The sequence below is a fragment of the Jejuia spongiicola genome (genome assembly GCF_023502325.1).
GTDB classification, from domain to species: domain Bacteria; phylum Bacteroidota; class Bacteroidia; order Flavobacteriales; family Flavobacteriaceae; genus Wocania_A; species Wocania_A spongiicola.
The window spans coordinates 26,007-39,012 of record NZ_JAMFLZ010000002.1 but is presented as its reverse complement, the minus strand read 5'-3'; the positions used below and the strand labels follow the sequence as shown (position 1 = coordinate 39,012).

Here is a 13,006-nt window from a genome sequence, read left to right as displayed (position 1 = left end):
AAATATATTGAAAAATATCCCACATTTTACCACTTTACTGCACTTTGTTAATAATTTTTCGATGAAGTACCATTTTAAATAGATAATGAAAAGCAAAAAATATTTTAGCTACTCACTGTCAACCTGTTACACAAAAGAGTTTTATTTAAACACTTTGTTAACATCTTAATTCAAAACAATTATGCCAGAGCTTAAATTAAAATGATTGAAATATGAATGAAATAACTATATTTGTTTTTAACGAAATAGACTAACCAGTTAATGACGCATCGTTTAAAAAAAGAAAAGAATTATAGCTATATTGAAGTTGGAGAAGGCAAACCTGTTATTGTTTTGCACGGTTTAATGGGTGGGTTAAGTAATTTTGATTCGGTTACTAAGTTTTTTAGCAAAAAGAGATATAAAATTATTATACCAGAATTACCAATTTACACGATGTCTTTACTAAAAACCAATGTAAAAAGTTTTGCAAAATATTTGCATGATTTTATTGAATTTAAAGGTTTTGATGAAGTGATTTTACTAGGAAATTCGCTAGGTGGCCATATTGGTTTGTATCACACAAAATTATTTCCAGAAAAAGTTAAAGCTCTTGTAATAACAGGAAGTTCTGGGCTTTATGAAAGCGCTATGGGAGGAGGATACACAAAGCGTAGTGATTATGAGGTTATAAAAAAGAAGGCTCAAGACGTGTTTTATGACCCTGCCGTTGCAACAAAAGAAATAGTTGACGAAGTTTACGAAACAGTTAACGACCGTAATAAACTTATAAAAACGTTAGCTATTGCAAAAAGTGCAATTAGACATAATATGGCTAAAGATTTACCAAAAATGCAAACCCCCACATGCATTATTTGGGGAAAGAATGACAACGTAACTCCGCCAGAAGTTGCCGAAGAATTTAATGAGCTTTTACCTGATTCTGATTTATTCTGGATTGACAAATGCGGACACGCTGCTATGATGGAACACCCTGAGGAATTTAATCAAATTCTTGATACTTGGTTAACTAAAAGAAAATTTTAAAACAAAACTAAGATTCCCTTCTTCAAGGGAATGACAAAAACACTATTTTGAAAATTAAATCTGCTGAATTTGTAATGAGTAATTCTGATGTGGCTAAATGCCCTAAAAGCAGATTACCTGAATATGCTTTTATTGGCAGAAGTAACGTTGGAAAATCTTCTTTAATAAACATGCTAACTAGCCGGAAAAGTTTAGCAAAAACATCTGGAAGACCTGGAAAAACTCAACTTATTAATCATTTTTTAATAAATAAAAATTGGCATTTAGTAGATTTGCCTGGTTACGGTTATGCGCGAGTTTCTAAAAGCGCAAAAAAGGTTTTTCAAAAATTTATAACACAATATTTTGCTTTACGGGAGCAGTTGGTTACCGCCTTTGTTTTAGTTGACATTAGGCACAAACCTCAACCTGTCGATTTAGAGTTCATGCAATGGCTAGGTGAAAATGGCATACCTTTTTCAATCATTTTTACCAAAGCAGATAAACTAAAACCTAAAGCTATTGAAAATTATGTTGAAGATTATAAAAATGTACTTTTAGAAACATGGGAAGATATGCCTAATTATTTTATAACTTCATCATCAAAAGATATAGGTAAAGATGACGTTTTGAATTACATTGAGAGTTTAAATGAAAATATGCTACCTGAATAACCTCTATACTACATGTTCAAATAACATAAAGCTACAAGCCATACTTTGACTTTACCACAAATAATTATAACTTAGCTGAATACTCTATTAATAGAACACAAAACACATTAAATACATATAGTAATTATGAAAAACTTTTTAGTTGCAGCAGTAGTAAGCATCTTAACATTTGGAAACATTTATGCACAAAACACAGATTTGTTTAACGGTAAAGACTTAGATGGATGGGAAATTTATGGTACAGAAAAATGGTATGTAGAAGATGGCTATTTAATATGTGAAAGTGGAGAAGATAAAGAATATGGTTACTTAGGCACTAAAAAATACTATAAAGATTTTATTTTAACCTTAGAGTTTAAACAATGGAGCAATGGCAATAGTGGTGTTTTCATTAGATCGACTGTTGATGGCACTAAAGTTAAAGGCTGGCAAGTAGAAGTAGCTCCAAAAGGAAAGCATACTGGTGGTGTATACGAATCTTATGGGCGTGGGTGGTTAATAAAACCTGAAGCAGATAAGGAAAATATCCTTAAAGAAGGGGAATGGAATACCATGAAAATTAAAGTTAAAGGATCTAAACTAACCTCGTGGTTAAATGGAACAAAAATGATTCATATAGATGATGAAAAAATAGGTGAAGGTGAAGGTGGAATAGCTTTACAAATTCATAGCGGTGGAGGCGTGAAAATAAGCTGGAGAAATATTAAAATTAAGGAACTTTAATACAAACATTAACTCTTTACATCTAAAGCATCACGAAGCGCATTACCAATAAGCATAAATGCCATAACCAGACTCATAATACAAAGCCCAGGTATAATGGCTAGATAAGGTTTTCCTAATATTATATAATTATAGTGATCTTTAATCATAGCTCCCCAACTTGCCATTGGAGGTTGGGCTCCAATACCTAAAAAACTAAGTCCGCTTTCTATTAAAATAGCTGCAGCAAAATTAGCTGCAGATATTACAATAACTGGCGCCATAATGTTGGGTAAAATATGTTTAGTTATAATTCTAAAATCATCAAAACCTAAAGCTCTAGCAGCCGTAACATATTGCATTTCTTTAGCACTAATTATTTGTCCACGCACCACTCTAGCAACCTCAACCCACATAGTTAAACCTACAGCAATAAATACTTGCCAGAAGCCTTTACCTAAAGCTAAAGTAATAGCAATTACTAATAACAGCGTAGGTATAGACCATGTAACATTAATAATCCACATAATAAAGGCATCTACTTTTCCTCCAAAATACCCAGCGACACTTCCCATAAAAACACCGATAATCAATGAAATAAAAACCGCAACAAAACCAATGAAAAACGAAATTCTGGCCCCAACTAAAACGCGACTTAGCAAATCTCTTCCGTATTTATCAGTTCCAAAAACAAAAGTTTTTTCTTCAATAAAATCTTTAGCAGACTGATTTGGGAAAGCATTAAGGTCGATTGTTTTTTCAACACCTTTTAAGCCATCAGAGGCATATTCGGTATAATTTAACAAATGGTCTTCTATATTATAGCTTGAAATTGGTATCTCGGTATCTGTATTTATTTTTCCAAAAAAAACTTTATTAAAACCATTTTGGTTATTCTTTACTTGTGATGGAATAGTTAGCATTTGGACTTTAAAACCTGGTTGTTTTGAATGAATAGATAAGTGCATTTGGTTTGCTGCTTGCGAATTATCTGGAGCAAACGCATAAGCAAAGACTGATACTAAACCAACAAATACAATAAAACACAAACTGAAAACACCCCAAAAGTTCTTTTTAAACTTTTGGAGCGCTAATTGTTTTAATGAGTTAGTATTTGAATTATTACTCATATAATAACTTAATCCTTTACAGTCGCTACCTTTTTTATAGCATAAGACATTTTTAAATCTTCAAGCACATTTAACGCTTCTTCAATATAAACATCTTTACTTAAGCTTTGATGCCATCGTTGACGTTTTTCTTTTAAATCTGTTGTGTCACTTTCAAAAAGGCTTTTTTCATAAGCATGAGACTCAAAAGTTAAGTTAGTTTTATATTTAGAAATAGCATCAAAACGTTTAGATTCTAATTCATTTAAATCATTCGTTGCCTTATATTTTTCATAATTTAACGAAACTACAGTTTCATCAATTTTACTTTTTACCCATTTAGCGTTTTCCTCAATAAGTTTTAACTGCTCGTTGTTACTCATTCTTTGCTTGCTCTTTTCAATGGTTTCATCATAATCAAAATAATTATCCCAAACTGCATAATCGGCAGCATCAATTTCATCCCATGGTAATGGGTTTTCTTTATCTTTTTCGCCTACATCAATAAAGCTAAATCTGCCAGGGACTTTAACATCACTTTTAACCCCCTCTAATTGTACTGAACCGCCATTGATTCTATAATACTTTTGAGTAGTTAATGCCAATGATCCTAAATCACCGCCAGAACTGTTTCTAACCAAATTGTTCAAGTTTAAAACATTTTGAACTGTTCCTTTTCCATAAGTTTGTTTGCTCCCAATTATAATGGCGCGTTTGTAATCTTGCATTGCTGCTGCCATAATCTCTGAGGCTGAAGCTGATATTTCGTTAACCAAAATAACTAGGGGTCCATCCCAAACAATAGATTTGTCTTTATCTTTTAAAACCTCTTTTGGCTTACCTGTTGATCGTACTTGTACTATAGGCCCATCCTTTATAAATAAGCCTGCCATATCTACAACTGCAGGTAATGAGCCACCACCATTATTGCGCAAATCTAACACCAACCCTTCCATTCCTTCAGCTTTTAAACGCTCAATTTCTTTCTTAACATCCGCTGCAGCGTTTAACTTTTTATAATCATTAAAATCTAAATAAAACGAAGGCAAATTAATAACTCCAAATTTCTTATTGTTTTTTTCTACTAAGGATGATTTAGCATAGGTTGCTCCTAATTCTACAATATCTCTTGTTATGGTAATATCTTTAATTGTTCCATCTATCTTTTTTATAGTTAAAGTTACTTTAGTTCCTTTCGGCCCCTTAATTAACTTTATAGCATCATCAATTCGCATACCAACAATATTAACTGGCATCTCTTCATCTTCTTGTTTTACTTTTAAAATAACATCATCGATATCTAATTCTTTTCCTCTCCATGCTGGTCCACCAGATACCAGATAAGTAACTTTTATATAATCCATACGTTTTTGAAGCCCAGCACCAATTCCTTCTAATTTCCCAGACATTCGCTGATCAAAAACTTCTTTATTACGAGGTGCTAAATAGTATGTATGCGGATCGAATTCTCCAACAATTACTCCTACATAATCAGCAAAATAGTCTTCACGTTTTTTGTCATCAATATTGTCGTTAAAATATATATCAAGCGATTTCAAAGTAGCTTCGCGAGCTTCTTTTTCAATTTCCTCCTCTGTTTTCATTACATAAGAAGCATCATTTTCTTTTGCTTGTTCTTCTTCACTATAAATATCCTCATAATTAGAAAGTGTTGAAAACTTAAGTTGCTTTCTCCAACGCTCTTTTAGTTGCTTTCTATTTTTAACATATGAGGTTTTTTCAGAATCAGTATCAAAAATCTCATCTTTAGTATAATCAAATGGTTCAGATAATATTTCTTTATATAAAGATTTGGCTTCTTGGATACGCTTTATCATTCGCTCGTGAGTTACATTGAAAAACGTAATGTCTGATATTTTTAATTGATCATCAATAGTCAATTTATATTTTTCAAAATCTTTATAATCCGATTCATAAAAATATCGCTTTAAAGGATCCATAGCCTCAACATAATCTAAAAACAATTCAGCTGAAAAAGCATCATCCATTGCAATAGGATCAAAATGAAGTTGTTCTAAAACACTTTTAATGATATGAATTAGCATTTTGTCTTTATCTGAATCGTCAAATGTTTTAGATGTAAAACTACACGATGCAAAAGCAAGCAAAACCATTAATAACAAAACTTTATAATTCCTCTTCATAATATTTTTCATCTTTTAATCTTTTCTGTTTAGATACTAATATATCTATCTTCAAATAAAAATAATAATTTATTTTCTACTAAAATAAAGAAAAAACCATGCCAATAAAGGCAATTGCTACTAATTTTTTGTTAAAGCAAAGAAATTAAGTGTTTACTGGCTAAATTATGTATTTTAGCGGTGTTTTATAATCCCAATATGTCAAAAAAACCTCTTATTCTAGTAACTAACGATGATGGCATTAATGCGCCAGGAATTAGAACACTGATTAGTGTTATGAATACCATTGGAGATGTAGTAGTGGTAGCACCTGACAGCCCACAGAGCGGTATGGGGCATGCCATTACAATAAACTCAACATTATACGTTTGGCAAATTAATAGCGATAATGAACCTCAAATAGAGTATTGTTGCTCTGGAACACCTGCTGATTGTGTAAAATTAGGTGTTAGAGAAATATTGGATAGAAAACCCGATTTATGTGTATCAGGAATCAATCATGGCTCAAACTCCTCTATTAATGTTATTTATTCAGGCACTATGAGTGCAGCTATTGAAGCTGGCATTGAAGGTATTCCTGCAATTGGTTTTTCGTTATTAGACTACAATTGGAAAGCTAATTTTGAAGCCTGTAAACCTTTTGTAAAAACAATTACCGAAAATGCTTTAAAACATGGCATTCCTAATGATGTTGTTTTAAATGTTAATATCCCAAATGTTTCTGAGGAAAATATAAAAGGCATAAAAGTTTGCAGGCAAGCTAAAGGGAATTGGGTTGAAGCTTTTGACAAGCGTCAAAACCCTCAGGGAAAAGATTATTACTGGCTTTCTGGAGAATTTGTTAATTTAGATGGCGGAGAAGACACTGATGAATGGGCCTTAGAAAACAATTACATTTCTGTAGTTCCAACTCAATTTGATTTAACTGCACACAAACATATAAGTACATTAAAAAAATGGAATTTAAATGATTAAAAAAGATATTTTTATAGGTTTTTTTGTTGGTCTAGTAGCCAATTGCATTGGGCTAATTACTGCAATATTTATAATATCAAAAAAAAATAACAGTGATTTCACTAGCGTAATGAATGCTGCAGTATCTGAAGGTTATTTAGGTAAATTAATAAGTTTAGGAGCTATTTTAAATCTTGTTGCTTTTTTTATCTTTATAAAAAAGAAGCAGGATTATCGAGCAAGAGGTGTTTTATTAATTACTGTTTTCATTGCTGTTTTTACCTTTGTTTTTAAACTCTTCTAAATGAAGTACTATATTATTGCTGGCGAAGCATCAGGTGATTTACATGCCTCTAACTTAATGAAAGCATTGCAAAAAGAAGATAGCAATGCTAACTTTAGGTTTTGGGGAGGTGATCTTATGCAAAATGTTGGCGGTACTTTAGTAAAACATTATAAAGAACGGGCTTTTATGGGTTTTGTTGAAGTCATTATGAATCTCAGCAAAATTTTTAAGGATATCTCTTTTTGCAAAAATGATATTGAAACCTTTAATCCAGACGTCATTATTTTTATAGATAATTCCGGATTTAATTTACGTATTGCAAAATGGGCAAAGCAAAAAGGTTTCAGAACCAATTACTACGTTTCCCCACAAGTTTGGGCATCAAGAGCAAGTAGGGTTCATGCTATTAAAAGAGATGTTGACGCGATGTATGTTATTCTTCCTTTTGAAAAGGTTTTTTACAAAGACAAATTTAATTACGATGTTACATTTGTTGGTCATCCGTTAATTGACGCTATTGCAGACAGAACTCAAGTTGATGAATTTAAATTTAGAACAACTCACAAGTTAAACGATAAACCTATTATTGCACTTTTACCAGGTAGCAGAAAACAAGAAATTACTAAAATGCTTTCTGTTATGTTGAGTTTGGTTGACGATTTCCAAGACTATCAATTTGTTATTGCAGGAGCGCCAAGTCAAGATTTTAGTTTTTATAAAACCTTTATTAAAAATTCAAATATTAGCTTTGTTAGTAATAAAACATACGATTTATTAAGTGTTTCAACCGCTGCTTTAGTTACTTCTGGTACAGCTACACTTGAAACAGCATTATTTAAAGTTCCTCAGGTAGTTTGTTATAAAGGCAGCAACATATCTTACCAAATTGCTAAACGTATTATTACTTTAAAATACATTTCGTTAGTTAATTTAATAATGGATAAAGAAGTTGTTACAGAACTTATCCAAAATGATTTCAACAAAAAAAGATTGAAGCAAGAGTTAGAATTTATTCTCGACCCATATAATCGTGCAAAATTATTTTTAGATTATTATGATTTGGAGAAAAAACTTGGTGGTAAAGGTGCAAGCGAAAAGACCGCTAAAGAAATTTTCAAATCTATTAAAACCTAATTTATTTGTGAAAAAACTTCTTTTCATAATGCTCTTAATTGCTGGTTTTAGTAGCTGTAAATCTTCAAAATCAAAAACTAAAAAGAAAAATGAAACTGTTGTAAAAGCAGAAACTAAACCACTTTTAAAAGCTGATGACATTACCAACTATGCTAAGCAGTATGAAGGTACACGTTATAAATATGGTGGTACTACAAAAAAAGGAATGGATTGCTCGGGCTTAATTTACACTTCGTTTAAAAGTGAAGCTATTATACTTCCTAGAACCACAAAAGATTTAGCAATCACAGGAGATTGGATAGATCTAAAAGAAGTTAAAAAAGGTGATTTATTGTTTTTTGCTACCAAAAAAAACAGTCGTAAAGTAAACCATGTAGGTATTGTAACGTCTGCACAAGTTGGTCGTATAGAGTTTATACATTCAACCTCAAGCAGAGGTGTTATAACATCTGAGCTATCCGAACGCTATTGGTATTTTGCTTTTGTACAAGCAAGGCGCGTTTTGTAAATCCTTTTTAGTAACTTTCACTAATGAAGTTACTTAATTTCACAATCATTAAATTAACGTGTTTCTTAATTATAGGAATTATAATTTCATATTTATACCCTATATCTATTCATTCAAGTTTATACCTAACTACTGCTCTTTTAATCTTATTATTTATATGCTTTTTAATAGCCAGAAAGCAATTTATTAAAACCATTTGGTTTGGAGTTTTTGCTTATATTTTAATGATTTCTGTTGGGGTATTAGCCACTTCTTTTCATAATCAAAAAAACTTTTCGAATCATTATTCTAAACTTGTTTCGCTAGAAAAGGATACAGCGAAAACCGTAACATTTAGAATTAGAGAAGTTTTAAAACCAGGAAATTACTATGACAAATATGTTATTGATATTTTAAATATTAATAACGTAACTGTCTCAGGGAAATCTCTATTAAACATTCAAAAAGACTCTACTCAATCTGTTTTAAAAGTAGATGACATTATTGTTAGTAATACGGCTTTTCAAAACCTTATTCATCCGCTAAATCCTTATCAATTTGATTATAAAAAATATCTTAAAAAGAAATATATCTATCATCAAATATTTGCTAAAAATAACTCGCTTTTAAAAGTAAGTACAGATACACATACTCTTTTTGGTATTGCAGATGATATTAGAGAATACATCAATCTAAAATTAAAGCCTTATCATTTCAAACCAGATGAGCTTGCCATAATTAATGCTTTATTACTTGGGCAGCGGCAAGATATTAGTGAAGAAGTTTACACCAGTTACACAAATGCTGGTGCTATACATATTTTAGCTGTGTCGGGGCTACATGTTGGTATTATTTTAATCATTTTAAGCCTTGTTTTTAAACCTATTGAACGCTTAAAACATGGTAGACTTATAAAAACCATTTTATTAGTTCTCTGCTTATGGTGCTTTGCTTTAATTGCTGGATTATCGGCATCGGTAACCAGAGCAGTAACTATGTTTAGTATTGTTGCCATTGCTATAAATTTAAAAAGACCAACAAATATTTATAACACCTTAGCAATTTCTATGTTTGTTATATTACTTTTTAAACCCATGTTTTTGTTTGACGTTGGTTTTCAGTTAAGTTACTTAGCTGTTTTTGCTATTGTAGCCATAGACCCTATACTCTATAATTTATGGAAACCAAAAAACTGGTTAATAGACAAATATTGGCACACTTTAACGGTAACAGTTTCTGCTCAGTTTGGAATTATACCAATTAGCTTATTTTATTTTCATCAGTTTCCTAGCCTATTTTTTATATCAAATTTGGTTATTATTCCATTATTAGGAATCATTTTAGGATTGGGAATTCTTGTAATTCTACTTGCAGTAACAAACTTACTCCCCAATTTCATAGCAAATGTTTATGGATACATTATTAGTGGCATGAATAATTTTGTTGGCTGGGTATCTAAACAGGAATCGTTTCTTTTTAAAGATATTGCTTTTAGCTTATTATATGTTTTAGTTTCTTATTTAGCTATTATAACACTTATAAAGTTTTTGAAGAAAAGAAATGTTTTCAATTTAAAGCTATTATTAATTTCGGTGTTAATTATTCAATGCGCGTTTATTTATTCAATATATAAAAAGTCTTCAAATCAGTTTATTGTATTTCATAAAAGCAGATATACTTTATTGGTGAACAATAGTAATAATAACCTATTAGTAGCTCATGATTTTGATAGCTTAACACAATTAAAAAACAAAATAATTAAAGATTTCACCATTGGAAATCAGATAAAAACTATAGAGAAAGACACTCTGAAATCTGTCTATATTTTAAATAACAAGAAACTTTTAGTTATAGATAGTTTGGGTGTTTATAATATAAAATTGTTTAAACCAGATTATGTATTGCTGAGACAATCTCCCAAAATAAATTTGAATCGATTAATAGACTCTATAAAACCAAAACATGTAATTGCTGATGGTAGTAACTACAAATCTTATATTGAAAGATGGGAGGCTATTTGTAAAAAAAGAAAACTCCCTTTTCACCAAACTAGTAAAAAGGGAGCATATATTATTAATTACTAAGTTTTATTAATCTTTAAAATTAGACACAAAAGCTTTATAATAGGCATTAAACTCTTCTTGAGTCTTAATGTTTTTATGGTCATCTTTTTTAAACATCTTTAAATACAGTTCTAATTGAGATGGCTTCTGATATCCTCTAATAGGAGCAATAACTTCTCCTTTATCATCAAAAAACACAATAGTAGGATAAGCACTAATTTGTAAATATCTTGCTAAATCATGAGCCGAATTACGCCTGTTAGCATTTGCAGGGTTGTAGTTAGGGTTTGTAAATGACTTCTCTTTATAGTTTACTACATCATTTCCTTCTCCGTTAAACTTAACGGCGTAATAATGTTCATTTACATAATCAGCTACTTCTTTCTTTTGAAAAGTGTTTCTGTCTAGCATTTTACATGGTCCACACCAATTGGTATAAACGTCCATCATAATTTTTTTAGGGGTTTTCTTTTGAAGCTCTAGAGCTTCTTGAAAAGTCACCCAATTTATCTCTTGAGCAAAGGCATTTAAATTTAAAAAGCCTAAAGCTAGCATTAAGTATATTGTCTTTTTCATAATCTTATGGGTTGCAAAAGTTGTTCCGAACTTACAAAAAAAGCTCCTAATTAGGAGCTTTTTGAATGTTTTTTAACAATTTTTTCGATTAACGAACACCATGCATTAGTTTTTTAACCATAGGATACATTATTACAGATAAAACTGCTAACCCTAAAGACAAGCCTGTTAGTATCCAAAAGAAATAACTTATACCATGTTCCTTAGCAATTCCTGTAGATGCCTCTCCAAACATTCCTGCTAACTTCATTCCAATAGCGATAGCTAAATAGTAAATTCCAAACATCATTGCTATCATTCTACCTGGAACAAGTTTACTTACATAAGATAGAGAAACTGGCGATATACATAACTCTCCCATAGTATGAAAGAAATAAACCAAAACAAGCCATATCATACTCACAGATGCCGTTTTAGCGCCAGGCTCTATAGAAGAAGAACCAATAGCAACACATGCCATACCTAACCCTAATAAAACCATGCCTATTGCATATTTCATATTTGCATTTGGGTTATACTTACCTTCCCACCATTTTGAAAATAATGGTGCTAGAGTTATTATAAATAAAGAATTTAGAGTTCCAAACCAACTGGCATCTATTTCTGCAACATCACCACTTAATTTATCATTTAATCTAAATATTGCAATTGCCCAAATAACTAAAAAACTAAACGCCAATACTATATTAGACCATGAATATTTAGCAAAAGTTTTTTTAAATAATTTAAATAACACCCATGTAATTACGCCTAATGGAACAACTGTAAGTAAAACATCGACTATTTTAAAAATTATTGCAGAATTGCCTTCTAAAATTCTATCCGTGTAATCTCTTGCAAAAATAGTTAATGACCCTGGAGATTGTTCGAATATAGCCCAAAAGAAAATAGTTACAAAACAGAAAAACACAACTGCCAACATTCTATCTCTTGTTGTTTTTGCATATTTTGGGATTCTTATAATTAGTAAAATAACAAAAATTAATAGCGCCGTTAAAATAGCTACATTCTGTCCATCAAATCCAAAAATTTTAAATCCAAATAAATTATACGCTCCTTCTGAAATTTTAGATATTGGATCATTTAATATCCAACTTAACCCTAAAGTTGATGAAATAATTATCAAAGCCATTTCAAAACGCGTGAAAGGGTTTAATTTTTCACCTTCTTTTAAAACAACCTTTTCTTCATTTCCTTTTTCAGGTTTTAAACCAATATTGCCAAAAATATTTTGTGCCAACCAAAACTGAATTAATCCAAACAACATAAAAATACCAGCAACACCAAACCCCCAAGACCAACCTATCTGTTCTCCTAAATACCCACATAATAGAATTCCAACGAAAGCTCCAGAGTTTACACCCATGTAAAATATTGTATAGGCGCCGTCTTTCTTCTCAGGCCTATCTTTATACATTTCAGATATAATTGAGGTCATATTAGGCTTAAAAAAACCACTACCAAAAACCAATAATGTAAGTCCTGTATAAATAAAGAAAGGTGTTTCTATCGCCATACAGCCATGACCTAATGTCATCAACAAAGCTCCTACTAGAACTGCATACCTAAAACCAATAATTTTATCAGCAAAGTAACCACCCAATAATGTTGATAAATACACAAGGGAAACATATGTTCCGAAAATGGCATAAGCCCAACTTTCTGGCCATTCCCAACCTCCGTTAAAAACTTTGGCTGTAAAAAACATTATAAGTAATGCTCGCATACCATAATATGAAAAGCGTTCCCACATTTCTGTGAAAAATAATACAAACAACCCTGAAGGATGTCCTAATACATTCGATTTAAAAAACTGATCGGTAGAATTTTCTGCCATACTAAGAATATTAA

Annotated in this window: 12 protein-coding genes; 8 read left to right on the top strand and 4 right to left on the bottom strand. The window is 31.0% G+C overall.

Annotated features, from left to right (window positions below):
• Window positions 1-261 precede the first annotated feature (261 nt).
• The 3 genes from M3P09_RS04010 (at window position 262) to M3P09_RS04000 (ending at window position 2,402) form a co-directional block, all read left to right on the top strand.
• Window positions 262-1,026, top strand: coding sequence for an alpha/beta fold hydrolase (locus M3P09_RS04010; protein WP_249972123.1), 765 nt, complete (start codon window positions 262-264; stop codon window positions 1,024-1,026).
• A 47-nt stretch (window positions 1,027-1,073) separates the two neighbouring features.
• A complete protein-coding gene (yihA, locus tag M3P09_RS04005; protein WP_099564497.1) occupies window positions 1,074-1,679 on the top strand; it encodes a ribosome biogenesis GTP-binding protein YihA/YsxC in 606 nt (201 codons plus the stop codon).
• Window positions 1,680-1,805: 126 nt separating this feature from the next.
• Window positions 1,806-2,402 carry a 3-keto-disaccharide hydrolase gene (locus M3P09_RS04000; protein ID WP_249972122.1) on the top strand — a complete coding sequence of 199 codons (597 nt, stop codon included), beginning with the start codon at window positions 1,806-1,808 and terminating at the stop codon, window positions 2,400-2,402.
• A gap of 8 nt (window positions 2,403-2,410) precedes the next feature.
• On the opposite strand, the gene M3P09_RS03995 is transcribed toward M3P09_RS04000, so the two are convergent.
• Window positions 2,411-3,511 (bottom strand): ABC transporter permease, encoded by a 1,101-nt coding sequence (locus M3P09_RS03995; RefSeq protein ID WP_249972121.1) that lies wholly within the window; start codon window positions 3,509-3,511, stop codon window positions 2,411-2,413.
• A gap of 8 nt (window positions 3,512-3,519) precedes the next feature.
• Entirely contained in the window at window positions 3,520-5,655 is a 2,136-nt protein-coding gene (locus M3P09_RS03990; RefSeq protein WP_249972120.1) for a carboxy terminal-processing peptidase, read from the bottom strand.
• Window positions 5,656-5,853: 198 nt separating this feature from the next.
• On the opposite strand from M3P09_RS03990, the gene surE reads away from it, so the two are divergent.
• The 5 genes from surE to M3P09_RS03965 are packed head-to-tail and all read left to right on the top strand — an operon-like array spanning window position 5,854 to window position 10,600.
• A complete protein-coding gene (gene surE, locus M3P09_RS03985; protein WP_249972119.1) occupies window positions 5,854-6,630 on the top strand; it encodes a 5'/3'-nucleotidase SurE in 777 nt (258 codons plus the stop codon).
• Window positions 6,623-6,913 carry a hypothetical protein gene (locus tag M3P09_RS03980; RefSeq protein WP_249972118.1) on the top strand — a complete coding sequence of 97 codons (291 nt, stop codon included), beginning with the start codon at window positions 6,623-6,625 and terminating at the stop codon, window positions 6,911-6,913. The genes surE and M3P09_RS03980 overlap by 8 nt, the downstream gene beginning before the upstream one ends.
• Complete coding sequence (gene lpxB / locus M3P09_RS03975; RefSeq protein WP_099564502.1) at window positions 6,914-8,029, top strand: lipid-A-disaccharide synthase; 1,116 nt, start codon at window positions 6,914-6,916, stop codon at window positions 8,027-8,029. It abuts the gene before it with no gap.
• A gap of 7 nt (window positions 8,030-8,036) precedes the next feature.
• Window positions 8,037-8,537, top strand: a complete 501-nt coding sequence (locus tag M3P09_RS03970) for a C40 family peptidase (protein ID WP_249972117.1) — start codon at window positions 8,037-8,039, stop codon at window positions 8,535-8,537.
• A 23-nt stretch (window positions 8,538-8,560) separates the two neighbouring features.
• Complete coding sequence (locus M3P09_RS03965) at window positions 8,561-10,600, top strand: ComEC/Rec2 family competence protein (RefSeq protein ID WP_249972116.1); 2,040 nt, start codon at window positions 8,561-8,563, stop codon at window positions 10,598-10,600.
• A gap of 6 nt (window positions 10,601-10,606) precedes the next feature.
• Here M3P09_RS03965 and M3P09_RS03960 read toward each other — a convergent pair whose 3' ends face one another.
• Window positions 10,607-11,155 carry a thioredoxin family protein gene (locus M3P09_RS03960; RefSeq protein ID WP_249972115.1) on the bottom strand — a complete coding sequence of 183 codons (549 nt, stop codon included), beginning with the start codon at window positions 11,153-11,155 and terminating at the stop codon, window positions 10,607-10,609.
• An 88-nt stretch (window positions 11,156-11,243) separates the two neighbouring features.
• Entirely contained in the window at window positions 11,244-12,992 is a 1,749-nt protein-coding gene (locus M3P09_RS03955) for a peptide MFS transporter (protein ID WP_249972114.1), read from the bottom strand.
• Window positions 12,993-13,006 lie beyond the last annotated feature (14 nt).

What these genes read in the sequence shown, in the direction of transcription:
- M3P09_RS04010 (WP_249972123.1), top strand. Translation starts at nt 262, where the DNA reads ATGACGCATCGTTTAAAAAAAGAAAAGAATTATAGCTATATTGAAGTT.
- M3P09_RS04000 (WP_249972122.1), top strand. Translation starts at nt 1,806, where the DNA reads ATGAAAAACTTTTTAGTTGCAGCAGTAGTAAGCATCTTAACATTTGGA.
- M3P09_RS03995 (WP_249972121.1), bottom strand. Translation starts at nt 3,511, where the DNA reads ATGAGTAATAATTCAAATACTAACTCATTAAAACAATTAGCGCTCCAA.
- M3P09_RS03990 (WP_249972120.1), bottom strand. Translation starts at nt 5,655, where the DNA reads ATGAAGAGGAATTATAAAGTTTTGTTATTAATGGTTTTGCTTGCTTTT.
- surE (WP_249972119.1), top strand. Translation starts at nt 5,854, where the DNA reads ATGTCAAAAAAACCTCTTATTCTAGTAACTAACGATGATGGCATTAAT.
- M3P09_RS03980 (WP_249972118.1), top strand. Translation starts at nt 6,623, where the DNA reads ATGATTAAAAAAGATATTTTTATAGGTTTTTTTGTTGGTCTAGTAGCC.
- lpxB (WP_099564502.1), top strand. Translation starts at nt 6,914, where the DNA reads ATGAAGTACTATATTATTGCTGGCGAAGCATCAGGTGATTTACATGCC.
- M3P09_RS03965 (WP_249972116.1), top strand. Translation starts at nt 8,561, where the DNA reads ATGAAGTTACTTAATTTCACAATCATTAAATTAACGTGTTTCTTAATT.
- M3P09_RS03960 (WP_249972115.1), bottom strand. Translation starts at nt 11,155, where the DNA reads ATGAAAAAGACAATATACTTAATGCTAGCTTTAGGCTTTTTAAATTTA.
- M3P09_RS03955 (WP_249972114.1), bottom strand. Translation starts at nt 12,992, where the DNA reads ATGGCAGAAAATTCTACCGATCAGTTTTTTAAATCGAATGTATTAGGA.